Source organism: Nodosilinea sp. E11 (assembly GCF_032813545.1).
Taxonomy (GTDB): Bacteria; Cyanobacteriota; Cyanobacteriia; order Phormidesmidales; family Phormidesmidaceae; genus Nodosilinea.
In genome coordinates, this window is sequence record NZ_CP136520.1 from 3,582,219 (window position 1) to 3,607,919 (window position 25,701).

General features: G+C 54.7%; 24 protein-coding genes. 11 read left to right on the forward strand and 13 right to left on the reverse strand.

Annotation, left to right across the window (positions count from 1 at the left end; genetic code table 11):
- Window positions 1–67 precede the first annotated feature (67 nt).
- Window positions 68–562 carry a Tic20 family protein gene (locus RRF56_RS18085; protein WP_317034556.1) on the forward strand — a complete coding sequence of 165 codons (495 nt, stop codon included), beginning with the start codon at window positions 68–70 and terminating at the stop codon, window positions 560–562.
- A gap of 52 nt (window positions 563–614) precedes the next feature.
- Here RRF56_RS18085 and RRF56_RS18090 read toward each other — a convergent pair whose 3' ends face one another.
- Window positions 615–1,391, reverse strand: a complete 777-nt coding sequence (locus tag RRF56_RS18090) for a fumarylacetoacetate hydrolase family protein (RefSeq protein ID WP_317034557.1) — start codon at window positions 1,389–1,391, stop codon at window positions 615–617.
- Between the two features lie 160 nt (window positions 1,392–1,551).
- Between RRF56_RS18090 and rpsF the strand changes: the two genes are divergently transcribed.
- Both rpsF and RRF56_RS18100 read left to right on the forward strand, forming a co-directional pair.
- Window positions 1,552–1,917 carry a 30S ribosomal protein S6 gene (gene rpsF / locus RRF56_RS18095; protein WP_317034558.1) on the forward strand — a complete coding sequence of 122 codons (366 nt, stop codon included), beginning with the start codon at window positions 1,552–1,554 and terminating at the stop codon, window positions 1,915–1,917.
- A gap of 361 nt (window positions 1,918–2,278) precedes the next feature.
- Window positions 2,279–2,824, forward strand: a complete 546-nt coding sequence (locus RRF56_RS18100; protein WP_317034559.1) for an Npun_F5560 family protein — start codon at window positions 2,279–2,281, stop codon at window positions 2,822–2,824.
- Window positions 2,825–2,985: 161 nt separating this feature from the next.
- On the opposite strand, the gene RRF56_RS18105 is transcribed toward RRF56_RS18100, so the two are convergent.
- Window positions 2,986–3,915, reverse strand: coding sequence for an S-layer homology domain-containing protein (locus RRF56_RS18105; RefSeq protein ID WP_317034560.1), 930 nt, complete (start codon window positions 3,913–3,915; stop codon window positions 2,986–2,988).
- Between the two features lie 205 nt (window positions 3,916–4,120).
- Between RRF56_RS18105 and RRF56_RS18110 the strand changes: the two genes are divergently transcribed.
- Window positions 4,121–4,864 carry a hypothetical protein gene (locus RRF56_RS18110; RefSeq protein ID WP_317034561.1) on the forward strand — a complete coding sequence of 248 codons (744 nt, stop codon included), beginning with the start codon at window positions 4,121–4,123 and terminating at the stop codon, window positions 4,862–4,864.
- Here RRF56_RS18110 and RRF56_RS18115 read toward each other — a convergent pair.
- From RRF56_RS18115 to RRF56_RS18125, 3 genes are all read right to left on the reverse strand, one after another.
- A complete protein-coding gene (locus RRF56_RS18115) occupies window positions 4,861–6,393 on the reverse strand; it encodes an anthranilate synthase component I family protein (RefSeq protein WP_317034562.1) in 1,533 nt (510 codons plus the stop codon). The genes RRF56_RS18110 and RRF56_RS18115 overlap by 4 nt on opposite strands.
- Before the next feature lie 206 nt (window positions 6,394–6,599).
- Window positions 6,600–7,028 carry a photosystem I reaction center subunit II gene (locus RRF56_RS18120; protein WP_317034563.1) on the reverse strand — a complete coding sequence of 143 codons (429 nt, stop codon included), beginning with the start codon at window positions 7,026–7,028 and terminating at the stop codon, window positions 6,600–6,602.
- Window positions 7,029–7,244: 216 nt separating this feature from the next.
- Window positions 7,245–8,054: a glucose 1-dehydrogenase gene (locus RRF56_RS18125; RefSeq protein WP_317034564.1), complete on the reverse strand. Its 810-nt coding sequence runs from the start codon at window positions 8,052–8,054 to the stop codon at window positions 7,245–7,247.
- A gap of 250 nt (window positions 8,055–8,304) precedes the next feature.
- Between RRF56_RS18125 and RRF56_RS18130 the strand changes: the two genes are divergently transcribed.
- A complete protein-coding gene (locus RRF56_RS18130; protein WP_317034565.1) occupies window positions 8,305–8,982 on the forward strand; it encodes a TrkA family potassium uptake protein in 678 nt (225 codons plus the stop codon).
- Between the two features lie 179 nt (window positions 8,983–9,161).
- Here the strand turns inward: RRF56_RS18130 and RRF56_RS18135 are convergent, their stop codons facing one another.
- The 4 genes from RRF56_RS18135 to RRF56_RS18150 all read right to left on the reverse strand — a co-directional run bounded on the left by RRF56_RS18135 (window position 9,162) and on the right by RRF56_RS18150 (window position 13,578).
- Window positions 9,162–9,995 carry a DUF4388 domain-containing protein gene (locus RRF56_RS18135; protein ID WP_317034566.1) on the reverse strand — a complete coding sequence of 278 codons (834 nt, stop codon included), beginning with the start codon at window positions 9,993–9,995 and terminating at the stop codon, window positions 9,162–9,164.
- 23 nt (window positions 9,996–10,018) lie between these two features.
- On the reverse strand, window positions 10,019–10,567 hold the full coding sequence (locus RRF56_RS18140; RefSeq protein ID WP_317034567.1) for a GTP-binding protein: 549 nt from the start codon (window positions 10,565–10,567) through the stop codon (window positions 10,019–10,021).
- A 180-nt stretch (window positions 10,568–10,747) separates the two neighbouring features.
- Window positions 10,748–11,233, reverse strand: coding sequence for a hypothetical protein (locus RRF56_RS18145; RefSeq protein ID WP_317034568.1), 486 nt, complete (start codon window positions 11,231–11,233; stop codon window positions 10,748–10,750).
- 707 nt (window positions 11,234–11,940) lie between these two features.
- On the reverse strand, window positions 11,941–13,578 hold the full coding sequence (locus RRF56_RS18150) for a sodium:proton antiporter (protein WP_317034569.1): 1,638 nt from the start codon (window positions 13,576–13,578) through the stop codon (window positions 11,941–11,943).
- 304 nt (window positions 13,579–13,882) lie between these two features.
- Here RRF56_RS18150 and RRF56_RS18155 point away from each other — a divergent pair, with 304 nt between their 5' ends.
- A complete protein-coding gene (locus tag RRF56_RS18155) occupies window positions 13,883–14,491 on the forward strand; it encodes a CPP1-like family protein (protein ID WP_317034570.1) in 609 nt (202 codons plus the stop codon).
- 143 nt (window positions 14,492–14,634) lie between these two features.
- On the opposite strand, the gene RRF56_RS18160 is transcribed toward RRF56_RS18155, so the two are convergent.
- From RRF56_RS18160 to RRF56_RS18170, 3 genes are all read right to left on the reverse strand, one after another.
- Window positions 14,635–15,747: a 4-hydroxyphenylpyruvate dioxygenase family protein gene (locus RRF56_RS18160; RefSeq protein ID WP_317034571.1), complete on the reverse strand. Its 1,113-nt coding sequence runs from the start codon at window positions 15,745–15,747 to the stop codon at window positions 14,635–14,637.
- 224 nt (window positions 15,748–15,971) lie between these two features.
- Window positions 15,972–16,769 (reverse strand): hypothetical protein, encoded by a 798-nt coding sequence (locus tag RRF56_RS18165; protein ID WP_317034572.1) that lies wholly within the window; start codon window positions 16,767–16,769, stop codon window positions 15,972–15,974.
- 172 nt (window positions 16,770–16,941) lie between these two features.
- Window positions 16,942–18,042: a Gfo/Idh/MocA family oxidoreductase gene (locus tag RRF56_RS18170; protein ID WP_317034573.1), complete on the reverse strand. Its 1,101-nt coding sequence runs from the start codon at window positions 18,040–18,042 to the stop codon at window positions 16,942–16,944.
- A gap of 276 nt (window positions 18,043–18,318) precedes the next feature.
- Here RRF56_RS18170 and RRF56_RS18175 point away from each other — a divergent pair, with 276 nt between their 5' ends.
- From RRF56_RS18175 to RRF56_RS18195, 5 genes are all read left to right on the forward strand, one after another.
- On the forward strand, window positions 18,319–19,656 hold the full coding sequence (locus RRF56_RS18175) for an efflux RND transporter periplasmic adaptor subunit (RefSeq protein ID WP_317034574.1): 1,338 nt from the start codon (window positions 18,319–18,321) through the stop codon (window positions 19,654–19,656).
- An 85-nt stretch (window positions 19,657–19,741) separates the two neighbouring features.
- Window positions 19,742–20,965 carry an ABC transporter permease gene (locus tag RRF56_RS18180; protein ID WP_317034575.1) on the forward strand — a complete coding sequence of 408 codons (1,224 nt, stop codon included), beginning with the start codon at window positions 19,742–19,744 and terminating at the stop codon, window positions 20,963–20,965.
- A gap of 235 nt (window positions 20,966–21,200) precedes the next feature.
- Window positions 21,201–22,124, forward strand: coding sequence for a glycosyltransferase family 2 protein (locus tag RRF56_RS18185; protein ID WP_317034576.1), 924 nt, complete (start codon window positions 21,201–21,203; stop codon window positions 22,122–22,124).
- 51 nt (window positions 22,125–22,175) lie between these two features.
- Complete coding sequence (locus RRF56_RS18190) at window positions 22,176–23,639, forward strand: lipopolysaccharide biosynthesis protein (protein WP_317034577.1); 1,464 nt, start codon at window positions 22,176–22,178, stop codon at window positions 23,637–23,639.
- 135 nt (window positions 23,640–23,774) lie between these two features.
- Window positions 23,775–24,248 carry a GNAT family N-acetyltransferase gene (locus RRF56_RS18195; RefSeq protein WP_317034578.1) on the forward strand — a complete coding sequence of 158 codons (474 nt, stop codon included), beginning with the start codon at window positions 23,775–23,777 and terminating at the stop codon, window positions 24,246–24,248.
- A 26-nt stretch (window positions 24,249–24,274) separates the two neighbouring features.
- Here the strand turns inward: RRF56_RS18195 and RRF56_RS18200 are convergent, their stop codons facing one another.
- Window positions 24,275–25,666 (reverse strand): NAD-dependent malic enzyme, encoded by a 1,392-nt coding sequence (locus RRF56_RS18200; RefSeq protein ID WP_317034579.1) that lies wholly within the window; start codon window positions 25,664–25,666, stop codon window positions 24,275–24,277.
- Window positions 25,667–25,701: the final 35 nt, after the last annotated feature.

Consider the following 25,701-nt stretch of genomic DNA (forward strand, 5'->3'; position numbering starts at 1 on the left):
ATTTTGGATTTACGATATGGTATGGCTATAGCCCCGTAGCCTTTAGCCTGTCGTCTGGAGACACATCATGACCTGGAGCAGTTCCCCCAACCCCACCTTTTTAGATCGCATTCTGGCGGCTCTTCCCTACATTCTGCCGATTACGGCTGGGTTGCCCTACGGTTTTCAGCTGATTAATCAGTTTCCGGTGTTTGGGTTTTTGCTACTGCCTCTAGCTCCGCTGATTACCCTCTATGGCACTCTAGAGGGCACAATTCCGTTCTTTGGCCTGATTGTGTTCTTTGCCCTGATTTTGCTGGTAGTGCGCAACGAAAACATCAGCCGATTCATTCGCTTTAACACAATGCAGGCTATTCTGCTGAGCATTATTCTGGCGGTATGTGGTCTCATTTTGGGTCTGCTCGACCCCAGTATCTTTGGAGAGCTACTCTTTAGCACCCTGGCCAATGTGCTGTTTTTAGGCATGCTGATTTCGGTAGGGTTCTCTCTGGTACAGACCTTTAGGGGCCTCTACGCTGAAATTCCAACCTTGTCTGAAGCTGTGCACATGCAGGTGCGGTAGCCGTTGTAATTGCCCCCACAACTCATGCTGGTGATCGCTTGGCAGGGGGGCGTTAGAGTCGCAACGCCACTGAGTTGTCGAGGGCTCCAATGCCTTCAATTTCGACTCTGACCTGGTCTCCCACCGTTAAGGGGCCAACCCCTGCCGGGGTGCCGGTTAAAATGACATCCCCCGGCAGTAGCGTCATCACTTCGCTGATGTAGGCCACTAAAAAGTCTGGACTGTAGGTCATTTCCTCAACGGAGGCCGACTGTACAGGCGTTGCTTGACCGTTCAGAAAGGTCTGAAGTTTGGCGTCGGGGCCAAGCTCTCGCACAATCCAGGGGCCCAGGGGGCAAAAGGAGTCGAAGCCCTTGGCCCTGGTCCACTGCCCGTCGCGCTTTTGCAGGTCACGGGCGGTGACATCATTGGCAATAGTGTATCCCCAGATTTTGCTACGGGCCTCTTCGGGCGGCACATGAGCACAGCGATCGCCAATCACCACTGCCAGCTCGCCTTCATAGTCGACCTGGGTGGTTTGGGAAGGGTAGTAAATCGGTGACCCCGTCGCGGTGACTGCTGTTGAGGGCTTAATGAACAGCAGCGGTTCGGGCGGGGTGGTGGTGCCCATTTCGGCGGCATGGTCGGGATAGTTTTTACCGACAGCCACCACTTTGGAAGGGGCACAGGGGGCAAGCAGAGCATACGTCTCCGGGGGCAGTTCCATCGCCGTGGGCTGTCCCTGAAGCCACGGTGGCGCATCTAGCACCTGCACACTGCGATCGGGGCGCAGCAGCCCATAGTGCAGTTGCCCAGTTTGAGATTGGACCCTAACGTAGCGTTGCGCCATAATTTTCTAACTCTTGGCCTGCTAATTCTTGGTATGATTGTAGATCCTTGTCTTTGCGCCAATCCCGGAGGCTTGGGTAAGCGGGCGGCTATGCCGTTGTAGACGCTTATTTATGCCCATTTTTGGCTGTTAAAGGCCACTATGTCCACAAGGAGTTTTCATGACAGCTTACATGTACGAAACCATGTACATTTTGCGGCCCGATCTCAATGACGAGGCCATTGATGCCACCATCGGCAAATATCAGACCATGCTGAAAGACCAGGGGGCTTCCATTTTGGAAACCCAGCACCGCGGTAAGCGCCGCCTGGCCTACGAAATCGACCGTCACCGTGAAGGCATCTATATTCAGATGAACTATACCGGACCTGGGGCTGCGATCGCGCCCCTAGAGCGTGCCATGCGCCTTAGCGAAGAGGTGATTCGTTTCTTAACCGTCAAGCAAGAGTCTGACGAACCCTTGCCCGCCGAGGTCGAAGAACCCGCTGAAGCTGTCGCGGTTGCCGCCGTTAGCGAAGAAGAGTAGCCCCCGGAACCTCAGTTCCCCATGACACCTTGTGCCGCCGGCCAGTTTACCCTAAGGGGCAAGACTGGTCGGCGGTACTTCAATTTTGGGCGCGCTGAACCGGCGATAGTTTGAACCCTTAGGCCAGTCTGAACAAATTTAGTGTGCCAACTTTTCTGACAGGTGCTATAAATTAGCAGCAACTTATCCCTGCTGGTAAACCTGGGTCTAGTTAGACCAGTTCCGGTATTTGTCTCAGGCCGTTATGAGCCTAGTGCGGCGGTTGAGTCGGTAGCTGATATTGGTTTGGCTGAGGTAGGGTAGTTGATTCAAGTTTTGGGGCATCGAGTAGCAGGTTAGTTGTTGGTGTGGGAGTAGTCTTGTGACACAGTCTTCATTTACAGACATGGGTGAGCACCAGGCCGAGATTGCCCGGCTTGAGTCTGAGTTAGCCATCCGTGACCAGCTGGTTCAGCAGCTCTCCCAGGAGTTGTTTCGCCTCGTGAAGGGCAATGCTGGGTTTGTGCCTAGCCCAGAAGTCACTGAGCAGCACCAAGCTGAAATGGCTGCCCTACGCGACCAGCTCCGGGGGGTAGAAAAACAGATTGATTTTTATCAGGGCCAGCTCGAAGACCGGGATGGCGAAGTGCTGCAACTGCGGCAAACCGTTCAAGAACTTACCGATCGCACCCGCATGCTAGAGCAGGTGGTGCAAGAACTGCCCACGGTGTATCGCCAAAAGTTTGCCGATCGCATGACCGCCGTCAAGCAGCGCGTAGCCGAGATTCAGCGCGAAAATCGCCAGCTTCAAGCCGAGTTGCAGAGTGTCAGCTATCGGTTGGCGATGCGCACCCGCCGCAGCCAGCGTCTAGAGCTACCGACTCTAGAACAAGACGGCCTCGACGGCATTTCTCTACCCTCGTTCTAGGCATAGGCACAAGCTCAATTAAGGAGATTTCTGAAAAAGAGTTTCGCTAATGGTGGGCAGTGCCCACCCTACAGCGGCTCGGTTCTGAACGGCAGAGACCTGTCTGCTGTTTAAGGTGACGGCTGCCTGTTCTAGGTAGGCTCCAAACGTCAGCCTTTTTGCTACTGCCTTACCACGTAGGCCAAAGGGACATCTTGCAGCTTGCCCGTATAGACCAGTGCCCGGTGAAGCATGGTGGCGACCTCAGCTCTGGTAGCGGGCTGATTGGGGTTGAGGACCTTGAGATCAGGGTAGTTGACCACTAGACCAGCTTCGGTGGCGGCTACAGCTTGGTGAATGGCCCAGGGGGGCACTTGCTTTTGGTCGCTGTAGGGAGCCAATACTGCCGCTGCTCCGCTACTCGATTTCAGCGCCAATCCGTTGGCCAGCGCCACAATCACATGAATGCGGCTGATGGTTTGGTCGGGCAAAAAGGTGCCGTCGGGATGACCGTTAAGAAACCCCATATGGACTGATTTTTGGACGCTGTCGTAGGCCCAGTGACTGGGCGACAGATCGGGGTAGAGCGTTGCGCTGGTGCCTGAGGAGAAGGCCTGGGGTCCGGCAAATAGCTGGGCTATCTGGGTGGCAAACTCAGCGCGGGTCATGGGGTCGGCGGGGCGAAAGGTGCCGTCGGGAAAGCCCGCTACTAAGTCTCGCTGAGCTAGGTCTGCCAGAATGGGCCAGGCCCAGTGGTCAGGGTCTAGATCGATAAAGCGCGCTTCAGTTTGCACCTGGGGAAGGTCGGGCCAGGCCTGCTGGGGTGGCAAGGGTTGGGGCACTACGGGCGGTGGCACCGTCAGGGGTTGGCGGTGGGGGTGGGGTGCTGATTGCTGACGACGAACGTTAAACAGGGAGCGTAGGCCCCGCCCTTGAGGTTGGGACGCCACGGGATAAATGAATGATCCAGGGTCTTGGCGGCTTGAAGCAACTAGGGCACCGCCCGCTGCGATCGCCAGTAGCCAGGCCGGGATCAGCAGGTGCCAGGGTAGTTTACGGGATCCCTTAACCCGCGATTTTGACTGGGTTGAAACGCGAAATAACGGGGGCATTGGGGGAAACGGGCTGAGACTGCTACACTAGGGCGGGTAGCCAGTAACAATTATTATTGACTGAGCTTGCCCACTATGATAGTTCTTGCTTGAGGTTTGATCTGGGGCAAGTTGATGCCTAAACGCTACACCAGCCTAAAATCTAACCCTTTGGGTAGTCGCTGGTGGCGGTAACACTGTTTCGTCACACATTGGTTGAATCGTAATGGTGAAGGGGAAACAACAACACCCAGGGACTGTAGCCGCGATCGCTGGGGCCATAGCGCTCATTGGTCTGGTGACTGCGGGGTATAGCCGACAGCCCCGTGGCGTTGCTCAAGCTATCCATAGTCAGGCACCCATCGCCGCTACGCCCTCAAAAGCTTCCCCCTATTTAGCGAAGGCCGATACGTTACTCACTGGGGTGCTGGCTCCTCTCAGCTCGTTGCGAGTCATGCAGCGAGCGATCGCTCTGGCCCCTGGCACTGATGTAGACACCGTACCCACCCTGGCGCTGTTGGCGGCCCCGCTCAAAACTACTGGTTTGGGGCCAATTCGCATTGGTATGCAGCTCGATGACCTGCGAGCTAAAGGGTTAATCCCAGTGACCATGGCAGATGCCAGTAACGGCGAGTGCGAGTACTACCGAATTCAAGATCATGGTGAACCGATTGGGCTAATGGTCATCAACGATAAAGTCTTGCGGGTCGATGTGTGGCCAGGTAGCTTGACCACCACGCGTAGCGGCATCAGAATTGGCTCCACCGAGCGCGACCTAGTCCGGGTCTATGGTCAGCAGCTTGAGGCCACGGCTAACCCCGTCACCCTCGGCAAAACCGTAATCTTTACCCCCAAAGACCCCGGCGAAGATGTGTTTCGGCTGGTGTTTGAAACTGACGACCAAGGTCGGGTTTTACAGTTCCGCGCTGGGCAGTTTCCGTCGGTAACCTGGGCCGAAGGGTGCCTTTAGAGTTCGCCCAGGCAGCGAATCGCTTCTAGCATGCCTCGGGCTTTGTTCAGGGTTTCCTGGTACTCCAGCGTCGGTACTGAGTCGGCGACGAGCCCAGCACCCGCCTGAACGCTGACCCTGTGCCCACCCTCGGGCTGCGATCGCACCACCATGGTACGAATGGTGATCGCGGTGTTGAGCTGCCCCTCAAAGTCGTAGTGGCCGTAAACCCCCGAGTAAGGACCCCGACGGCAGGGTTCTAAATCGTGGATGATCTGCATGGCGCGAATTTTTGGTGCCCCACTGACTGTGCCTGCGGGGAAGCAGGCCTTGAGTAAATCCCAGGCGGTTTTGCTAGGGCTGAGGTGACCCACTACATTGCTGACAATGTGCATTACGTGGGAGTAACGCTCAATCACCATCAGCTCGTCGACCTGCACAGTGCCGCTGAGACACACCCGGCCCAGGTCATTGCGGCCCAGGTCAACCAGCATGACGTGCTCGGCCCGCTCCTTGGGGTCGGCTAGCAAGTCTTGCTCGTAGGCGATGTCTGCGGCGGTGGTTTCGCCCCGAGGGCGCGTACCGGCGATGGGGCGCACCGTGGCAATTTGGGGCTGGCTGGGGTCGTCGGCCAGGGTAGCTTTGACCATCACCTCGGGGCTAGAGCCAATCAGCTGCCAATCATAGAAATTGAAATAGCACATATAGGGCGAGGGGTTGATCTGCCGCAGAGAGCGGTATAGATCGAAGGGATCACCTTGGTAGGTGGTGTCAAGCCGCTGGGAGATCACCACCTGAAAGATATCGCCGGCCCGGATATGGTCTTTGGCCCGCTCGACGCCCGCACAAAATTCTTCAGCGGTGCGGTTGCTGGTGTAGTTGACCGGGGCGGCCTGGCTGCGCGGCTGCCAGGGCAAGCTAGCCTGCTCGGGTGACAGCGGCAGAGTCAGCTTGTGGAGGAGTTGACGGACGCGATCGCAGGCTCCCTCGTAGGCCTCCTGCATATCGGTATCCGGGTCGCGCAGATCAGCGTAGGCGATCGCCCAAATTTTGCGCTGCACCTGGTCAAAAATCAGCAGACTATCCACCTGCATCCACAGGCCATCGGGTAGGTCATCTGGGCTGGGGGGATGGATGGGCACCGTCGGCTCAATCCAGCGGATCAGCTCGTAGCCCCAAAAGCCAAACAGCCCGCCAATGCCGGGAGGCAGTGCCGGCAGCTTCACCGGCTGGTAGGGAGCCAGGCAGTGGGTCAGGGTGTCGAAGGGGTTGCCCTGGTGCTCGACCACTGTGCCATTGCGGTGGGTCTGGGTAGAGCGATCGCCCCGGTTTTCTAGCACCCACAGCGGGTCACAGCCCAAAAAACTGTAGCGGCCAAGGGTTTCGCCCCCCTCTACAGACTCCAGCAAAAAGCTGTAGGGCTGACCAGCACACACTTTATACCAAGCCGACACAGGAGTGTCGAGGTCGGCCAGCCACTCTTGGTACACGGGTACAAAGTTGCCCTGGGTAGCGTAGGTCTTAAATTGCTCAAAGTCGGGGAAAATCATGGCAATTATTTTATAGCCGGGCCGCAGAAAACGCGATTATTCTAGGACTGTCTTTAGCTATCGCACACAACTTCTATCTCAGCACAGCCTCGCTCACAGCAAAAGGGGCATAGCCTAAGCTACGCCCCTAACAACACAACAGTCACAGTCGGCACTGAAAAGTCTCATCCTCAAACGGCTCTATCCCAAGCCCGAGGATGACGTGCCTAAACTTCGTAGGTGGTCTTACCACTAAACTTAATGGTAGCTGGGTCGGGGTTAGCCCCAATATTGCGCGATATGCTATTCACCGCGCCGCGACCTTCATTTACCTTCTCAGGGAAGACCCCATCTGCCGGGTGCAGGTACTGAGTCTCACCACTAGGGTAAACGCGATAAATTTTGTAGTTTTCGATTTTGGGCTTGAATTTGTTGCGCAGCTGCCTACCCAGAGCCAAGCACTGCTCTTTACGAGCCAGATACAGGAGGTTATCACCTTCGTTCATGAAGGCTGCGCCACCGGTGGGCATTTCAAAAACCTGCTTCTTGGGGCTGGTCCAGGTGATAGCATACTTTTCTTCAACCTGGGCTTTGGTGAGGAGACCGCCGGTGCTGCCTCCAAAAATAGGTGTTTGACCTGTCAGCGTTTCAGTCATGAAGTCCTATCTCTCAACCGTTTGATGGGCATCGTATCATCGCGGGAGTGGGGGGTAATACCGATTGTTGAGGAAGTGTAACAGTTCTTCAGGTAAGGGCTGGGATGTGTGACGCGGAGTCGGATCCAAAAATCAGAATTAAAGGTTTTGATCATCGAGTATCCGACTCACAGTTCCGCCCGTCACCTTGCACCCGACGCCCAACACCCCGTTTTATCAAGCCGACCACGGCTCTTGAAAGTCGGCGTATAGCGTCAGTCCGCCGTCGATATAGAGCGTTTGCCCGGTGATGTAGGCCGCTTCGTCAGAGGCAAAAAAGGCAACGGCAGCGGCCATCTCGTCACTGGTGCCGGCTCTGCCCATGGGAATATGGCTCTCAACCTCGGCTTGCTTTTCCGGGTCTTCGGTCCAAGCCTCGTTGATGGGGGTGATGGTGGCACCAGGGGCAATGCCGTTGACTCGAATGCCTTTAGCGGCATATTCCAGCGCCAGGGTTTTGGTCATATTGCCCATGCCGCCTTTGCTAATGGAGTAGCTTAGGTACTGGGGGCGGGGAATGATCTCGTGGACGCTGGAGATGTTGATGATGCTGCCAGGGCGGTTTTGGGCCAGCAGATGCTTAATGGTTTCGCGGGCGCACAGGTAGGCCCCGCGCAGGTTGACCCCGAGCACCCAGTCAAAGTCATCAACCTCGATCGCATCGGAGGGGCTTTCGGTCTGCACACCGGCATTGTTGATCAAAATATCTAGCTGACCAAAGTGCTCGATGGTCTGCTGCACCAGGGAGACAGCATCCTCCTCTTTAGACACATCTCCCTGGATCAGCAGGGATTTGACACCGCAGTTTTCCACATCCTGGCAAGCTTTTTCCATAGCTCTCTGGCGAGTAGTTTCGGCCCCCTCGCTGTCGCTGCGGTAGTTAATCACCACGTTGCAGCCCTCCTTGGCCAAGCGAATGGCAATAGACTGACCAATGCCAGAGGAGGCTCCGGTAATCAGTGCGGTTTTGCCGGTGAGTCCTTTCATGGTGTAGCTCCGTGGGTGGTAAACAAAGGGAGGGTACGTCATAGAGATGCCATCTAGACAATTTCTATAAACCCGAATAACTAAAACGCAATCATCATTAAAACGCAATAATTAAAGGGCCAACGCCTGACACAGCCGTCCCCTGGGGTGAGCATACTAAAGCCCAAAACGTTGATCTATCTCTCTGGGGAGCTATTTCGTTCTGAGCTTGACCGTCGTTTCTCGTCGTCTATTTAGGAGTTTTGAAGTCATGTACGTTTTAATTGGCGGCGCTGGCATGCTGGGCCTTGACTTGGCTAAAACCTTGCTTGATGAGGGGCATACCGTGGCGATAGTAGATACCGACCCGCTGGCCTGCCAGTATGCCCGCGAAAAGATTGGGGTAATGGCCTTTGAGGGCAGCGCAGTCAATACGACAACCTTGCTGGAAGCAGGCATTCGCAAGGCCGATGCGGTGATTGCGGCTCTGCCGGAAGATGCCTTGAACCTGGCTCTCGTTACCCTTTCCAAGCACAACGGGGTGCCGCAGACAGTGGTGCGCATGAGCGATCGCGACTTTGCCGAACCCTACCAGTTAGCCGGGGCCACCCACACCATCAGCACCACCGAACTCACCATTAACCGCATCGTGAGCGCCATTGAGTATCCCCAGGTTGAAGCAATGATGCACTTTGAGCAGGGTCAGGTCGAGGTGCTAAAGTTGCCCATTCCTCAGCAGTGCACAATCGTGGGTCGCACCCTAGCCGAAATTGCCCAGGACCCCCGGTTTCCGGCAGGCACGCTGATTATTGGCTATCAGGCCCACCCCCACGAAGATTTGACTATTCCCAACGGCAGCACAGTGCTCGAGAGTGGCTCAACCATTTTGGCGGTGACCAAGCCTGGCCTGGTGAGAAAAATGCTCGACTTTATGGGGCTTTGTGCCTAGCTTGCGTTGCCTATAACGCTAGAGAGATGCCCGTCACTCCCGTAGAAACGGGAATCTATGGGAAGCCACTGATACTGAATTCTGTTTGGTTACCCATTAGCTATTTAAGTCAGCCTACCGCTAGCTCAGCAGTTGTTGCACGTCATCTTGATCCCTGTGAGCCCTCAAACTCTCTCCTGTTAACACTGTTTTTCCAGAAAGCTGATCATTTGAGTCAGAAAATCTGCGCTTGGCACCTTAGACGAGGCTACCCCAATCCGAGAGTCCTCCTTATTTTTAGGTGGAGTCCAATTTGCTACTGGCATCTCTTCCACAAGGCCTGTAAGCAGAAGACGAAAGGCAACACGACGGACAGTCTCAGTTTGCAGTTTCAAGCGTCGAGCGATCTCACTCAGAGAAATCTTGCCGTTGGCAAAGTCCCAAACACTCCACTCCTGACGAGTTAGTCGTGTTCGAGGCTTTTCATCCGTTGTACTGAGCAAGCCCGAGCTCAAATCAGGTAATTTATCTTTTAGCGCTGACCAGTTTCGCAAACTGCGTAAACCTGGCAGTGTGACTTCAGTCGCTGGAACACTCGTACCAATCATTTCCAGATAAGGCATTTGGACATCACTAGTGACGTGAAAGGTACCATCGGGAAGCTCAAACAACGTGCAAACTTCTTGAATAACTTGTATAGAGAATAGCCCCTGCAATTGTTCTTTCGTCAACAACTTTTGAGACTTGATATAAACACCGAGGGGCATATGATCTGGACACTGTTGAATTAGCTGTAGAAGTTGAGCCTTCGATAGAAGCTTGCGACGAGCAATCAAGTGAGCTAATCCTCGACGGTCATTGCGGTTGGCTGCGGCAACAATACGCCCTTGCTTCAGCCAAATAAAATGGTGCTGAGAAAAATCTGCTGCATCTGGAAGATCGCGCACCGTTAGCAAGCCGTTCTTGTTGCCATCCTCCACTAGCTGTAAAACTTCTGGTAATGAAAAATTAGATAACTGCCCGCTAACTACCATGATTTAAATTGCCCTGAAAATATTTATCGTTTCAACATTAGATTTTGAGAAAATTGCTCAACCAATTTGATGGTAGCCTGGGCAACGGAAGATTTATTTGTGGGATCAACTCGGATAATGGGAGGACGCTTGATATCAACACGTCCATATCCCATAGCAATAGCTATGTCTTTAGCACCCCAGGCTCCTGGGCAATCCATATGAGTAAAGCCAACGATCATAGGTGCTTGGGTTCGCTGCTGCATAAAGTTGCTAATTACTCGGGCATTGCGAAGTTCTGCGGGACGATTAGCCGGAACCAAAAGTATGTAGGCGTCAGCTTTGTGGATTAGCAGATCCCACATAAAGTTAAATCGAGTTTGTCCAGGTGTGCCATATATATGTAACACCATATCTTTGCTAAACTTTAGTCGCCCGAAGTCTAAAGCAACTGTCGTCTTTTGCTTAAGTTGGGCCGTTTCATCAGTGGCTTTGCGATCAGTATCAACCACCTTGATCTCACTAATTGAACGTACAAAAGTAGACTTTCCTGCTCCAACTGGTCCAGTAACAACTAAACGTAAAACTTCCATTGTGGTTACCCGTTCTGCTTGAAATTGGTAACAACCAAGCTTAAAATAGATCAAATTAAAAGCTGGCCATCCTGAAAAAGAAACCTTTAAGCTAAGGGGCTCTAGCCTGAGCCTTTCTGTTCATCTTCACATTGAATTGGTATTAGAGTCTTAAGAATTCAAGAAAATTCAAGTTAAGGTCTAACGAAAATTCAGTTCTACGATATCGTGTTGACTACCTCTTAATACAGATTCGACTTGGGTGCCGCGAAGCCGTTTTTCCATCATGGTTTCTAAGGCACCTTGAATAGCACCTAACGTAAATGACAAGGTAGTTGATGCCCCTTGCGGTTCACCAGCAGAGCAGACTGTTTCACGGCAATAGACTCGATAGCCATCATCAAACGCTTCAATTTTGTCAACGATGCAAAGCCGAGTTCCTTCTTTCCCAAGTGCTTGGTTCATCGCGATCGCTGCTGCTGCCAGATCAGGCTTCTGCCCAGCTAAACCGAGCTCAGTGACTAGGGTTTTGCCGCGCAATCGTCCTGCTGCAACAACAGAAATATAGGCTGCCTTTTCTCCGAGAGCTTCTTCTAAACCAGATATTAAGGCTTTAAAGCAGACGATACTGCTGAAATCACCTAATTCAGAGCGAAATTGAGTTTCCGTCAAGGTGGTGCTGGCCATATCAAAAAAATCCAAAAAACAACTTTAACCAAATAACTTTTGCGCTGCTTATCTTTGCTTGCAGATTACCCATGCTTGAATAAAAAAGTAAATTAAGGGCATCCAGAAATCTGCAACAGCCTTTTGGTCATGAGGCCAAAGAGCTAGCCGACAACCTTATTTGCAGTGAGATATAGAGCAATAAAGATCTCGAGTTTAGATAAACGGCATAAGAAACCGCATCGAGCCAGAACCGATCAAAACACCTTAAGGCGATCTTTCATTGAATTCAGTGATGCAGATATAAATCATTATTCACATACACACTAGCCAAAGTAATCAGCATTTAAGCGCAAATAGATTCAGGAGTGAAGAGATTTCTTGAAGCCAAAAATTTACAAACTTTAAAGAATGATTCGATTCTTTCATTCATTTAGATAGGCAATCTTAATTTAGGAAAGTGACATTCTTGTGACGGGTATACCTAGTCTCGCAAGTCTGTTGTTGATGATGTGATTGGTTTACTTACGTATGGAATCAGTCATCAAATAGCCTGACGGCCTATCTATATTTCTTTGCCACAAGCAGGCTTCGACCATATGGAGACGCCGTTGAGTTCCGTTTACTTTGTTTAAGTTTTCTATCAGGGGGTACTAGTACTCTGCGGTATAAGTTGGCCAACTATTCCCGTGACCTGAAACCCAGAGCCTGACCCCACCCGTCTCTCTTTAATCGTCCTTAAGAGACAGCAGCTTTTCGTTGAGAACTCTGACATAGGCTTGGCTGATGTCCTCGGACAGGAGTCCTTTGCGAAGGGCATCGTTGACGGCCCCCTTCTCGGCTAGATAGAGGCGGCGGCGCAGACCATCTAGGCTGCTCTGGTCTTCAAGGCGAGTGAGGTCACTGAGGTTGCGACGGTTGTAGAGGTCTCGTAGGTCGCGATCGGCGGTGGCAATCTGGGCCTGGTAGGCAGCAAACAGCTCTTCGTAGAGGTTCTTGGGCAGACTGCCCGACTGTAGCAGGGTGGCTAGTTCTTGCTGGGCTGCTTTGGCTGCGATTATGTTCATCTGTAGGGTTTCCATGCGCTGCCTAGTGGGCGATGGGGCGGTAAGCCGCAATCGTTTGACGAGCACTGGTAGGCTCAGCCCCTGGCCCACCAGTGACACCAGGACGGTGCTAAAGACCAGGGCCACTACCTGCGGTCGCCCTGGGAGATTGAGGGGTAAACTCAGGGCCAGAGCCATCGATAGCGACCCTTTGATGTTGCCCAAGATCAGCACATGCTGCCAGCGTAGGGGAAGGGGGCGATCGAAAAAGCGCAGCAAAAACAGCAGCGGGTAAATGGCGAAGATCCGGCCCACCTGGTACGCCACAATGGCAAACAGTGCCGCCGGGATAGTCTGTTGCAATACTCCAGGATCGACCTCCAGGCCGACGAGCAAAAAGATAAAGGTGTTGACCCCAAAGCCAGCGTATTCCCAAAAGTTGAGCAGGGTGACCTTGGTTGACGCCGAGGTGTGGCGAAAGCCCAGATCGCCAATTACCAGTCCGGCGATGACAACAGCGATCGCACTAGAAACCCCCAACCCCTGACCAATTTGAAACGTGCCTAGAGACACCGCTACCGTCAGCAAAATATTGCTGAGGGCATCGTCAAGCTGCTGAAAGAGGCCGACGCACAGATAGCCCAGCCCCAGCCCCAGCACCCCGCCCCCGACAAAGGCAATAATCACCTGCTGCAACCCCTCCCAAACCGTGAATGCCCCCTGGAGGTGAAGGGTGGTGATCATCCCCAGCAACACCAGCGCAATACCGTCGTTGAACAGGCTTTCGCCTTCTACGATGGTGGCCAGCCTCGGCGGCACTGGCACGCTCCTAAAGGCTGCAATCACCGAGACGGTATCGGTAATCGTCAAGATCACGCCAATGGCGGCGGCGGTAATGATCGCCAGGCCCAGGCCCAGATGCAGCAGCGTGGCCGTAATTACCGCCGCCAGCACCACTCCCGGCCCAGCCAGCAGAGCAATGGGCTTAATGGTGCTCCGCAGCCGGCTGATGTCGGTATTGATGGCCGCCTCAAAGATCAAGATCGGCAAGAACAGGTTGAGAATGATCTCTGGGTTGAGCCCTACCGCCTGGGGCAACAGGGATTTGGTCAGGGTAAGCCCCGCCAGCACCAGCCCTACAACATAGGGAATGCGCAACCGACGGGTGATCAGGGCGACTACCGTAGCCACCAGCAGCAGCACAATCAGGGTATTGACCAAGCCCGTGACGTTGCTACTCGAAGCGGTGAGGGCGGCGGCAGGGTCTCCCCCCGCAGGCAGCTGGGCTAGCCACCAAAGCCTTGTCGGAGTTATACCCATGGGGCCAGTCAAACGCCAAAACTATTTTCCATCCTAGGGGGAGAACTTGGCCTGCGCACGACGCAAACAAAAATTGCATAGGGTGGCTGTGGATCGAGTCACACCGTAAGATGGGCCTTAGGGCTAACCGGCGCAGCGAGTATTTCCTATTTCCGGGGTGGCTGGTTACACTGGATCTAAATGCGATCGCTGTCAGTGATTGACAGAGATCATTGGCTAACTTAGGGCGGTAAGTTGGCCTTAGCTGGTGTAGTGTGGACTGGCTGTTGTTCTCAAGTCGTCTGGGGGCTGTGGAGTTTTGCAGATGAGCGACCAAAATTCGTACGAACTGTTGGGGCTGACTGAGGCCTCAACCTTTGAAGAAATTCAGGCGGCCCGCGATCGCCTGGTCGATCAGTATGTCGAAGAACCAAAGCAGCAAGCCGCCGTCGAAGCCGCCTACGACGCCATTTTGATGGAGCGCCTGCGCCTGCGCCAAGAGGGCAAAATCAAAGTGCCCGATCGCATTCGGTTTGCTGAAAATGTCCCGGAGACACCCCCGCCCAGTAAGGCCACCCCATCCCTCCCCCGCCCTGACTGGCTCAGCGGTTTGGTCGATACCCCCAGCCGCGACGACATTCTTTGGCCTGCTGTCACCTATGGTGGCCTGGCATTGCTCGGGTTTGCGGCCCCCTCGCTCTCTCTGGCAGTAGCCATTGGGGCGGCAATCTACTTCCTCAACCGCAAAGAGAACAAATTCTGGCGATCGGTGCTGCTCACCATTGGTGGTCTGGCTGCTGGTTTGGCTTTGGGCCTCACCGTGGGGCAATTGCTAATTCCCCAGGGAGCACAGTTTGCCTGGGCCAGTCCCGATGCCATAGCGGCAGCAGTCACCTGCCTATCGCTATGGACAATCAGTAGCTTCCTCCGCTAGTTGCCGGTTGGCCGTCAAATTTGTTACCCCCGATTCTCAACAGGCAAAACCGTGGGAGTGTAGGAGCATTGCAGTGCAATCCTCCCTACGAGGTATCGGTTTCGAATCGGGGGTAACCAAGCAGGATTTGGTAGAAGACGCCCTTAGGCCAAACTGCCCCGCTTCATCTGCTCACGCTCGATCGCCTCAAATAACGCCTGAAAATTGCGTTCCCCAAACCCTTGGGCTCGAGTTTCGTCGCCATTGGCCCACACTACCTGCCGCTGAATCAACTCAAAAAATACGGTAGGAATATTCAAAAAGGGTTGGGTAAAGGTTTGCAGCAGGCGGGCCTGGGGCAGATGGGGGTCCCAGTCAACCAAAATTTGCAGTTGGGCAATGGCGGCCTCGCGCTGGCGCAGCCACGATGACGGTGTGTCGCCAGTGAGCCAGTAGCCGGGACGCTGTCGCAGAGCCTCGTAGTAGCTCGGGGGCACCGACAAAAAGCTTACCCCCCCCGCCCGTAGATGCTCTACGGTACAAACAATGTCGTCGGTGTGCAGGGCCACATGCTGAATACCGCTGCCCTGATTGAAATTGAGAAATTCTTGCACCTGGGAATTGGCCGTGGCCGGTTCGTTAATGGGCAGTTGGGCATTGCCCTCGGGGTGAGCCAATACCTGGCTGCGCAGCCCTGAGCGAGGCGTATCGATTACAAACTGTTGCTGCGGACAAAATCCCAGTTGGCGCTGGTACCAGTCCACGGCCTGGGAGAGTTCGCCAGCGGGGACGTTGACCACGGCGTGGTCAATGGCAGAAATCGTGCTGACCATCGGCGAGGCGGTTGGGAGAAGACTAGGGGCGATCGCGGGTACCCAAACCGCCGTCTGCCACGACTCAACGAGGGTATGACGCAGCGATCCCCAGCCTTGAATCTGCGCCCAGCGCCCCCGACCCCAGGCATCGGCTTGGCTGGGCTGCGCTACAGTCCCCCCAGCGGCTACAACCCGAGCCAGTGTTTGGTCAAGGTCACGCACCCGCAGAGCAACATCCCCAATGCCCGCCGGATGCTGGCTGAGGTAAGAGGCGACCACCGGATGATTGGCCAGCAGCAGCAGCGGCACTTGGCCCACAAGGACTAACGCTTGGTCCGTAGGGGTTGGCGCCGAGGTGTCACTCGCCGTTGGGGTGACCAAAACTCCCCCCCAGGCGTTGACAAACCAGTCACGCCAGGGGGCTACCGCATCGACATAGAAACTCAGATGGTTGAACTCCATAGGGCTGTGTCACCGTGCTGGTCTCGCTGTTATTGGAGCACAAACCACCCCGCTAACGCCCTATCTCTAAGAAGATTTTCGTTTAGTTCCTGAAGTGACGTCGGGGTTTCGAAAGTTCGCTTCCCTTCAGAGGTTAATCTACGACGCTGGTTTTAGCTGGATAAATCCCTAGCCCAACGGCCAGTCGCCTACAGATGTTGCCCCCGTGTCACTGGCTCACCGCCCTAGCTCGGCGCAGTTCCGGCTACGGCCACCACTTGATCTTGATTGTTGGCCGTGTAGGTGTTGGGAGGATAGCGATCGAGGTGGCGAAAGAGCGCAATCGGCTTTTGAACCCGACAGGAGTAAAACTCTACAATCACCTCCGCATCCTGACGCAGCACTACCTTAGGGGAAAAGTCTTCGGGGATTTTGGTGCGCCACTGCCAAGGAATTTGCGGGGGCGGAGCGGCCACAAAGCGGTGATGGGTCCACCGAGCGTAGCGGTTAAAGCGGCCAAACTCGCGGACTTCGCGAGTAAAGATAGAGGCTGCTAGAAACGAGGCCAGAGAGCCATCACCTTCAATGCCAGCCATCAGGCTGGGGAGCGCGCCCATCGGGGCGGGAGGCTGGTCAGCGGTGACTTTGCTAATGGCGTCTTCGAGATATTCTGTAGTGCTGAGCAGCCCCGGTAGGGCTACTGTATTCCCCAGACCGCCGTTGGAATCTTGCCGCAGATAGGTAACGAGGCGAATGCCTGGACGAATCCATAGCCCCGGCAGCTTGGCCAGAGCTTCGGCAGGATCAATCGTGCTGACAAACCAGCGCCCCTCAGCATTGGGGGCAGGAATGTTATCTTCGGGCATATCGCCTACCCGAAATAGGTCTCCCAAGGCGTTGAGAGAATCTGGCAGCGGTCCATCCTCGTCAGCCTCTACAGCGATAGTGCCCGGCTGTTGTTCGTGGGGGGGCAGTACCAGGGTTTCGCGAATAAACTGGCTAACTTTTTGAACTGTAGATAGCGGATATCTTTGAAACGACATGAATCACCGAGGCGGCGGTTAGCTAGAAAATAAACGATAGACAGGTCTAAGTGAAGGTTAAATGCTAAACCCTTTAGCTAAGCACCCTGAGAGGTTCTATGACTAAGGGTGCCCTGAGAATACCCCTTAGCTGCAAGTCAAGCGTGCCTAGTTGTTTAAATTAAGAACATTTCTATACCTGAAATCGCTGCTTGGGCACATCGAGCCAGGTATTTTGGTGGTGAGACTGGCGGGCTAAATCCATCAGGTGCTGCGATCGCACCCCATCCCAGATCGAGGGCGCAGTGGCCTGTCCTCGGTCAATGTCGCTGATCCAGTGGTTGACCACCCGCACAAAGGGAGCAATGCGGCCATCGCTATAGGTGGTGGGAAACTGAAGGCGATCGGGAATGGGCAGTTCGGCCAAGGGGCCGCCCCCCTGGCTGCCCCAAAGGCGAAATCCGTGGACATAATCGCTGAGGTTGTCGCTGCCCAGCACTAGGGTGCCCTGGTCGCCGTAGACCTCGACCCAGTGGCCCCGTCCGGCGTAGGTGACGGAGCTGATGGCCACCTGGCAGGGGGCACCGTTCTCTAGGTCGAGCATGAGGCTACAGGTGTCGTCGGCGTCTACAGGCTGGAGCACGCCAGCAGCGTCGGGGCGCTGGGGGATGGCGGTGCTGAGGCGGGCGCACAGACGCTCGATCGGCCCAAACAGCCAGGTGATGTAGTCAAAGCTGTGGGACGCAAAGGCCCCTAGCGCACCGCCCCCCTGGTCTTGGCGCGAGTACCAGTTCCAGGCGCGACTGGGATCGGCCCGCCCCGGCACCGTCCAGGTGATGTTGACGAACCGGAGGTTGCCCACGTAGCCCTCAGCCAGCAGTTCGGCCAGGCGCTGCCAGGCGGGCACAAAGCGAAACTCAAAGTCCATGGTGGCTACCAAGTTGCGATTGTGCGCTAGGGCGGCAATTTCCTCGGCCTCGGCTCCAGAGAGCGTCGTAGGCTTCTCTATCAGCAGGTGCTTCCCCGCCTCCAGCACGGTTTTAGCTTGGGAGTAGTGCAGAAACGGAGGTGTAGCTACTGTGACGGCCTGTACTTCGGGCAGCGCCACGATCGCCTCGATGCTGTCACAGGCATGGGCAATAGCATGCTCAGCGGCGATCGTTTGGGCTTTAGCTAAATCGCGATGGTAGACCGCTACCACCGCCGTGCGGTGATGGGCCTGCAACCCTGGGATATGGACCTTTTGGCCAAAGCCAGTGCCCACCACTGCCACTTGAACCGGAGTTTCTGCCATAGCAACCTCGCCATATGTAACAGGCAACCTAACAAACCAGTGCCCTTCTTCAGAGTAAGGGTCGATCTACACTCGCTACAATTAAACTGAGCAGTTTAATGTGGACCATTGATGGCAGCCGTCGCGGTGGCGAGGAGATCGGTTAAACCATCAGGCCTCTCTAAATTCGTTCAAACGGTTGAACAGTTAGATTTCATCCCTGGCGCAACCGAACTGACAACGGCTATGGCTGGGCTGCTCAGGTTTTAGACATCAGGAGTCAACCTTTCTTTTCCCATGCAGATTCCGTTGATTGGTAAGATGCGTCGCCCCCTGGTTTGGCTATTGGCGGGGCTAGCTGCCGCCACCCTGGTGGCCGGGGCAGCGGGGCTAGGGTGGCGCAGCCGCCAAAGCGCCTACGATGTCGAAGCCTTTACGACCCCGGCGGCTATTGAACCACTGACCGTGCAGGTAGCGGCCAGCGGCACGGTGCGGCCTGTGCAGACGGTTAACCTTAGCCCTGAGAATGCCGGCATTCTGGAAGAACTGTTTGTCGAACAGGGCGATCGGGTTGAGCCCGGCCAAATTATTGCTCGCATGAACAGCCGCGACACCGCTGCCCAAGTACAGCAAAACCAGGCCGCCGTGGCCGAAGCCGCAGCGGCCCTAGCCGATGTGCGTCGGGGTAGTCGTCCGGAAGAAATCGCCCAGGCCGAAGCCACCGTCGCGGCTAACCGTGCCCAGGTGCGCGATGCCCAGGCCCGGCTCGATCTCGCCACCAGTGACTTGGCCCGCCGTCAGCAGCTGTTTGACCGGGGAGCTGTAGCGGCGACTGATCTCGACAATGCCGCCCGCGAACAGCGCAGCGCCCAGGCGGCGGTAGAACAGGCCCAGGCCCGGGTCACCGAATCGCTGCGCCGGGTCGATGACCTGCGGAACTTACCCCGCCCCGAGGCGATCGCCCAGGCCGAAGCCCGCCTGGCCCAGGCCCGTGCCCAGCTAGCCGGAGCCCAGATTCGTCAGGATGAAAGCCTAATTCGTGCTCCGTTTGGCGGCATTGTTACTCAAAAATTTGCCACCGAGGGAGCCTTCGTCACCCCAACCACCTCTGCCTCTGACCTGTCTTCGGCGACCTCCACGGCCATTGTTGCCCTAGCCGAAGACCTAGAGGTGCTAGCCGAAGTGCCCGAAGCCGATATCAGCCTGATTGCGGCGGGCCAAGCCGTCAATGTCGTCGCCGATGCCTTCCCCGATCAAACCTTTCAGGGGCGGGTCAAACTGGTCGCGCCCGAGGCGATCGACCGTCAGAATGTCACGCTATTTCAGGTGCGCATTGAGCTGCTCGACGGCAAAGATATTTTGCGATCGAATATGAATGTCAATGTGGCCTTTATTGGCGATCAGTTGGCCAATGCTCTTGTTGTGCCAACGGTAGCCGTCGTGACCCAGGCGGGCCAAAGCGGCGTGCTGGTGCCGGGGGCCAACCGCGATATTGTCTTTCAACCCGTCACCCTGGGACCGCAGGTAGGCAACCAAATTCAAATCGTCGATGGGCTGGGAGAGGGCGATCGCGTTTTTATTGATTTGCCGCCCGGTCGCTCCCTCGAAAACATCACCATCCGCCAAGATCGGTAGCCCTGAGGCGGGCTGCTAGATAGCCTCTCGGCCAAACTCCCCAGCGTGCATTCCCCAGCGTAATTTCTCTGAGCCTATTCGCCCCATGAATCTGCAAGAAAGCCTGACCATGGCGACTAAAACCCTGGCCGCCAACCGCCTACGTAGCGCCCTCACCATGCTGGGCATTATCATCGGCAATGCTTCGGTGATTACGATGGTGGGTCTGGGGGAAGGGGCACAGCGGTTTGTCAACGCCGAGCTCGAAACCCTGGGGCCAAATGTGCTGTTTATTGTGCCAGGCAGTCGTGAGACCCGGCAGCTGGGTTCTCTAGAGGTGCCGCGCACCCTGGTTCTGGCCGATGCAGAGGCGATCGCCCAGCAGGTGCCAGCAGTGACGGGAGTAGCCGCCGAATCGAGTGGTCGCCAGCTAGTGACCTTCCGCAACCGCAATACCAACGTCAACGCGGTAGGCACCACACCCGCTTTTCTCACCGTGCGCAGCTTTGAGATCGCCAACGGGCGGTTTATCAGCGATTTAGATGTGTCTCGTAGCGCCCAAGTGGCGGTGATTGGCGGCACCCTGCGAGAGCGCCTGTTTGACGATCAACCCGCCCTAGGTCAACAAATTCGGGTAGGGGGCATTACCTTTGATGTGGTGGGGGTACTCGAGAAAAAGGGATCTAACCTGGGCCTCGATTACGACGATGCGGTTTTAGTGCCCCTGACGACGAAGGCCAACCGACTAGCCGGGGCCGAGCGATCGCCCTACGGGATCGACGTTTCGTTTATTACGGTGTCGGCCCGCGATCGCGCCAGCATGGCTACTGCCGAGTTCCAGATCACCAACCTGCTGCGCCTGCGCCACAACATTCGCGACGAAGACGACTTTTCCATCAGCAGTCAAGACTCGCTACTGACGATCGCCAACACCATTACCGGAGCGCTAACGCTGATGCTGGCCGCGATCGCGGGCATTTCTCTGTTTGTGGGCGGCATTGGCATTATGAATATCATGCTGGTGTCGGTGCGCGAGCGCACCCAGGAGATTGGCCTGCGCAAGGCGATCGGGGCCTCCCAGAGCGATATCTTAGGCCAGTTTTTAATTGAGGCCATTATTCTGTCGATCGCGGGAGGCATCATCGGCACTGCCCTGGGCGTCAGCGGCATTTTGCTAATTGGCGCAATCACTCCCTTTGAGGCGGGCCTTTCGGTGGGTGCGATCGTGGTCACGGTGACCATCTCTGGTGGTATTGGGCTGTTCTTTGGCGTTTTCCCTGCCCGTCAGGCCGCCAAGCTCGACCCCATTGTGGCATTGAGAACTGCCTAAAAAATAAACGCAAGCAGCCCTATCTAGGCTAGAGAATACCTTCAAGGCAGAATTCGCTGTACCGTGAGGGCAATTGCTCTTGGAAGACTGTCCCGTTAGTCAGGAGCCTGTGACCCTTACCTTTCTTCATTTTAGATCGGCATAAATTTTATAAATAAATTGTGAATACAACTTAGGATGTCTGCTGACTGCTTGCTCAGTCTTGTATTTTTCAATAGCTATAGAGGCAAACATCATGGTAGATGCTATGAATCCCATTATATCAGTCATCATTCCTATCTTTAATGATGCAGCACGATTAGGCAAGTGCTTGATGGCCTTGAGCCAACAAACCTATGAAAAATCGCGCTTCGAGATCATTGTGGTTGATAATGGATCCGATGATTTAGATCAGCTTAAACATGTTCTAAATGGCTACAAAAATATAATTCTTGCCCATGAATTGATCCCCGGGTCGTATGCTGCTCGTAATCATGGTCTTTCCCTAGCCCAGGGTGAGATTATTGCTTTTACCGATGCTGATTGCATTCCTGCTGTTGACTGGCTAGAGCGCGGTATTTTTCATCTGCGTCAGACTCCCAACTGTGGGCAGGTCGTTGGTAATGTTAGATTGTTTTTTTCTGACCCGCAGCATCCTACGGTTGTAGAGCTATATGAAAGCTTGACCGCTTTTTCGCAAGAGCTGCTTCTGCAAGACTCTCACGGTGGAGCAACCGCCAATGTTTTGACTTGGCGGCGGGTGATTGATCAGGTAGGACCCTTTGACATTCGCCTTAAGTCAAACGGCGATCTAGAGTGGGGGCAACGTGTGTTTGAGGCTGGCTACACACAGGTCTACGCCCCCGATGTACAGGTGCTTCATCCTGCTCGGCGATCGCTTAGTGAGTTGCATAAGCGTACAGTGCGGTTGTCTGGAGGTGCATTCGACCGTCTGATTAAGCCAGACGATTCATTTATTCAGAAGCAGAGAATGTTTGCCCGCTTATTATTAGACGACCTTACATCGCCAATAGATTTTGTGATTAAGGCCTGTCGCAGTCCAGACCTAACATGCTGGCAGGATAAGTTTAAAGTTTCTCTCGTTAGATTGTATGTGGGCTTTATTAGTGCTGGAGAAAAGATTCGTCTCAAATTCGGGGGAGCCTCACAACGTGGTTGAACAATTGTCTATGAAATTTACTGTTATTCTAAATATTTTTTTGAAAGCCCTATGAGTATAAAGCATAAGGCTATTAGAGGTGCTGCCTGGTCTGCTATTCAAAATTGGGGAAGCCAGATTGGGTCGCTGTTGATTTTTTTTATTTTGGCACGGTTGCTGTCACCTGAAGCATTTGGGTTAGTGGCTTTAGCCAATGTGTTTTTGGCATTCATGCAGTTGTTTTCAGAGCAGGGCTTTGGCCACGCAATTATTCAACGGCAAAACCTTGAGCCAGGACACCTTGACACCGCATTTTGGATTAACTTAACGATTGGTCTGTTTCTAGCCGTTATTAGCGTCTCTATCGCTACACCTATAGCCGGGTTATTTGGGCAGCCTGCACTTACGCCTATTCTTCGATGGTTTTCTATTCTTTTTGTGATTTCTGCCCTAGGAAAGGTGCAGCAGTCAATTTTGGAACGTCAGTTTGAGTACCGGGCGATCGCGGCTCGCTGGCTCATGGCTACTGTTGTGGGAGGCGCGGTCGGCATCACTATGGCGCTGATGGGGGCAGGTGTATGGAGTCTGGTGGGCCAGCAAATTGTCCATGAAGCGGTTGGTACACTCACCCTCTGGCTGTGCAGCGATTGGCGACCGAGGCTAAGCGCCTCAAGGGTCCATTTTCGCGATCTTTTTGGGGTCGGTATGCCCATCATGGGCTTTCATTACCTAAACTTCTTTAGCACCCGCGCCAATGATTTCTTAGTCGGCTACGCTTTTACCCCTGCTGATCTGGGCTTCTACAGCGTGGCTAATCGGGTTCTGTACGCAATGACCCAACTTTTGGTTCAGACCAGCCGCGATGTTGCGTTACCAACCTTCTCTCGTCTCCAAGAAGATCCCGAGCGCTTTCGCCGCGCCTTTTATCTGGCTACTCAGGTAACTAGTGCCATTGCTTTGCCCTCTTTCTTAGGCATGGCTGTGCTGGCTCCAGAACTGGTGCGGATTTTGTTTGGGGAACAGTGGTTGCCTTCGGTGCCACTCATTCAGGTACTCGCTTTACTCGGTATTTTGCGCTCCATTACCTTTTTCAAAGGGTCAGTATTTGTTGCCATGGGGAAGCCTGCCTGGTGGTTTTGGCTCAGCGTTCTCGACGTTGTGCTGAACTTATTGGCGTTTGCCGTTGCCTATCGGTGGGGCATTTTTGCTGTTGCTGCAGCGTCAGTTATTCGAGCCTATCTTGTCTTCCCCATTGGCCAATGGGCGGTGTGCCACCTCATTCAAGACAGCTTAGGGAAGTATCTCCGCGTCTTTATCTCCCCTCTAATTTGTGCTTTGGCTATGGCAGGGGCCATGTTAGGGCTTAAAACAATGCTTGGTGCTGCTCTGGGTCCCCTCTTCCTGATTGTTGTCAGCACTGGTTTTGGGGCAGCTTTCTACGTTGCTTTAATTCGGCTGCTGGCTCCACAACTCTTCGGTCAGCTGATGGATATAGCGCAGGTTGTGGTGTCAAAGTCTAATCCGCCCACTAGCTGAAACTCTTGGATTATGACATCAAAATCCAGGCTGGGCCAGCCCGTTCATTGAAGCTTGGCTCTGATAGAGCGCCTGGGGAACAACGCCACGACTTTCGCCCCGCTGTACCGTTGTTAGTTAACTAGTCACTCAAGCATGAACCTGCGCACCGCAATTGAACCCGATTTGCCGAATCTGGCCGCGCTATACCGTAAGACTGTGCTGGCCAATGCCCCCCAGCACTATAGTCCCGACCAAGTCACGGCCTGGGCAGCGGTGGAGGCCGAGAGCCTTCGCTTTCACCAATTTATTTTGGCTGTTACCACCTATGTAGCCGAAGACGAGACGGGCGTGGTGGGCTTTGCGGGCATTGGCGATGATGGCCATGTGGCCTCTGCCTACGTGCGCCACGACTGCCTACACCAGGGCATTGGCTCACTGCTGATGCAGGCAGTGCTCACCCACGCCCAAGAAAAACAGATTCCCCGACTCTACGCTGAGGCCAGTGAGTTTAGCCTGGGGCTGTTCACCAAGTTTGGCTTTAGCCAATACGACACCGAGGTGGTTGAGCACAATGGTGTGCAATTTAGTCGCTACCTGATGGAGCGGGTTCTGGCCGAAACCCCTTAGGGGCAGAGCAGGCTCTGCCCCTAAGGTCATTTTCTGGCGACGCCATCGACGCGGGCGGCATGTTTAACCGCCGAAGCGACTGCGGCAGCTACGCGCTCGTCGAATACTGAAGGAATAATGTGCTCTCGGTTGAGTTCGTGGGGGTTGACTAAGGCCGCGATCGCATAGGCCGCCTCTAAATACATCGAGGGCGTAATCTCCTGCGCCCGGCAATCTAGCGCGCCGCGCAGCACACCGGGGAAAGCCAGCACATTGTTGATCTGGTTGGGGTAGTCGCTGCGGCCTGTGGCCATCACCGCTACCTTGCCCGTCACCAGCTCCGGTTGAATCTCGGGGATTGGGTTAGCCATGGCAAACACAATGGGGTCTGCTGCCATTGAGGCCACCATCTCGACGCTCACCACGCCTGGCGCGCTAACACCGAGAAAGATGTCAGCTCCCACCATCGCGTCGGCTAAGAGGCCCGATTCTTCTACAGCGAGTTCCTGCTTTTGGGGGTTTAAGTCGTCGCGGCTGGTCGAAATAATGCCCTTTGAGTCGCACAGCAAAATGGTAGCGGCCCCAGCCTTTTGCAGCAGTTTGGCGATCGCCACCCCTGCCGCTCCGGCCCCGTTGATTACTACTTTGACCTGGGTGAGAGACTTATTCACCAGCTTGAGGGCGTTGATTAGGGCCGCCAGGGTAACAATGGCGGTGCCGTGCTGGTCGTCATGGAAGACAGGAATATCTAGCTCTTTGCGCAACCGAGACTCAATTTCAAAACAGCGAGGGGCGCTGATATCTTCCAGATTTACGCCACCAAACACCGGAGCCAGTTGCTTGACCGCCGTGACGATCGCATCAGTATCTTGAGTGTCGAGGCAGATGGGAAACGCATCTAAACCAGCAAACTTCTTAAACAGGAGCGCCTTGCCCTCCATCACCGGCAGGGCGGCGGCGGGGCCAAGGTTGCCTAGACCCAATACCGCGCTACCATCGGTGACGATCGCTACCGTGTTGCCCTTAATAGTGAGGTCAAAGACGCGATCGGGGTGCTCGGCGATCTCTACACACACTCGCCCAACGCCGGGGGTGTAGGCCATGGCCAGGTCATCTTGGCTATGCAGCTCTAGCTTGCTCTCGACGCTGATCTTGCCGCCCTCGTGGATCGCAAAGGTGCGATCGCAGATCTCCAAAATTTCGATTTCTTCAACGGTTTTCACCGCTGCAATGATATTTTCGACATGCTCTTCGCCCGAGGCATCGACATGCAACACCCGCACCATATCGTAGCGGCTGCGGCTAATTAGCTCAAAATCGCCCAGGTTGCCGCCGGCCTCAGCGATCGCTTGAGTAACGCGGGCTAACATACCGGTTTTGTTGGGTAGCTTGAGCCGTAGACTGAGACTGTAACTGGGGTTTGGAGTAAGAGTTGCCATGGAAAACCTTTGGGCGATCGCGCCAGCGAAATAAA

Bases quoted from the DNA above. Each gene is read 5' to 3' on its own strand.
- rpsF (WP_317034558.1), top strand. From the start codon at position 1,552: ATGACAGCTTACATGTACGAAACCATGTACATTTTGCGGCCCGATCTC.
- RRF56_RS18140 (WP_317034567.1), bottom strand. From the start codon at position 10,567: ATGGAAGTTTTACGTTTAGTTGTTACTGGACCAGTTGGAGCAGGAAAG.
- RRF56_RS18150 (WP_317034569.1), bottom strand. From the start codon at position 13,578: ATGGGTATAACTCCGACAAGGCTTTGGTGGCTAGCCCAGCTGCCTGCG.
- RRF56_RS18085 (WP_317034556.1), top strand. From the start codon at position 68: ATGACCTGGAGCAGTTCCCCCAACCCCACCTTTTTAGATCGCATTCTG.
- RRF56_RS18130 (WP_317034565.1), top strand. From the start codon at position 8,305: ATGTACGTTTTAATTGGCGGCGCTGGCATGCTGGGCCTTGACTTGGCT.
- RRF56_RS18120 (WP_317034563.1), bottom strand. From the start codon at position 7,028: ATGACTGAAACGCTGACAGGTCAAACACCTATTTTTGGAGGCAGCACC.
- RRF56_RS18200 (WP_317034579.1), bottom strand. From the start codon at position 25,666: ATGGCAACTCTTACTCCAAACCCCAGTTACAGTCTCAGTCTACGGCTC.
- RRF56_RS18110 (WP_317034561.1), top strand. From the start codon at position 4,121: ATGGTGAAGGGGAAACAACAACACCCAGGGACTGTAGCCGCGATCGCT.
- RRF56_RS18165 (WP_317034572.1), bottom strand. From the start codon at position 16,769: ATGTCGTTTCAAAGATATCCGCTATCTACAGTTCAAAAAGTTAGCCAG.
- RRF56_RS18170 (WP_317034573.1), bottom strand. From the start codon at position 18,042: ATGGCAGAAACTCCGGTTCAAGTGGCAGTGGTGGGCACTGGCTTTGGC.
- RRF56_RS18175 (WP_317034574.1), top strand. From the start codon at position 18,319: ATGCAGATTCCGTTGATTGGTAAGATGCGTCGCCCCCTGGTTTGGCTA.
- RRF56_RS18145 (WP_317034568.1), bottom strand. From the start codon at position 11,233: ATGGCCAGCACCACCTTGACGGAAACTCAATTTCGCTCTGAATTAGGT.
- RRF56_RS18190 (WP_317034577.1), top strand. From the start codon at position 22,176: ATGAGTATAAAGCATAAGGCTATTAGAGGTGCTGCCTGGTCTGCTATT.
- RRF56_RS18115 (WP_317034562.1), bottom strand. From the start codon at position 6,393: ATGATTTTCCCCGACTTTGAGCAATTTAAGACCTACGCTACCCAGGGC.
- RRF56_RS18195 (WP_317034578.1), top strand. From the start codon at position 23,775: ATGAACCTGCGCACCGCAATTGAACCCGATTTGCCGAATCTGGCCGCG.
- RRF56_RS18160 (WP_317034571.1), bottom strand. From the start codon at position 15,747: ATGGAGTTCAACCATCTGAGTTTCTATGTCGATGCGGTAGCCCCCTGG.
- RRF56_RS18105 (WP_317034560.1), bottom strand. From the start codon at position 3,915: ATGCCCCCGTTATTTCGCGTTTCAACCCAGTCAAAATCGCGGGTTAAG.
- RRF56_RS18135 (WP_317034566.1), bottom strand. From the start codon at position 9,995: ATGGTAGTTAGCGGGCAGTTATCTAATTTTTCATTACCAGAAGTTTTA.
- RRF56_RS18185 (WP_317034576.1), top strand. From the start codon at position 21,201: ATGGTAGATGCTATGAATCCCATTATATCAGTCATCATTCCTATCTTT.
- RRF56_RS18125 (WP_317034564.1), bottom strand. From the start codon at position 8,054: ATGAAAGGACTCACCGGCAAAACCGCACTGATTACCGGAGCCTCCTCT.
- RRF56_RS18180 (WP_317034575.1), top strand. From the start codon at position 19,742: ATGAATCTGCAAGAAAGCCTGACCATGGCGACTAAAACCCTGGCCGCC.
- RRF56_RS18155 (WP_317034570.1), top strand. From the start codon at position 13,883: ATGAGCGACCAAAATTCGTACGAACTGTTGGGGCTGACTGAGGCCTCA.
- RRF56_RS18090 (WP_317034557.1), bottom strand. From the start codon at position 1,391: ATGGCGCAACGCTACGTTAGGGTCCAATCTCAAACTGGGCAACTGCAC.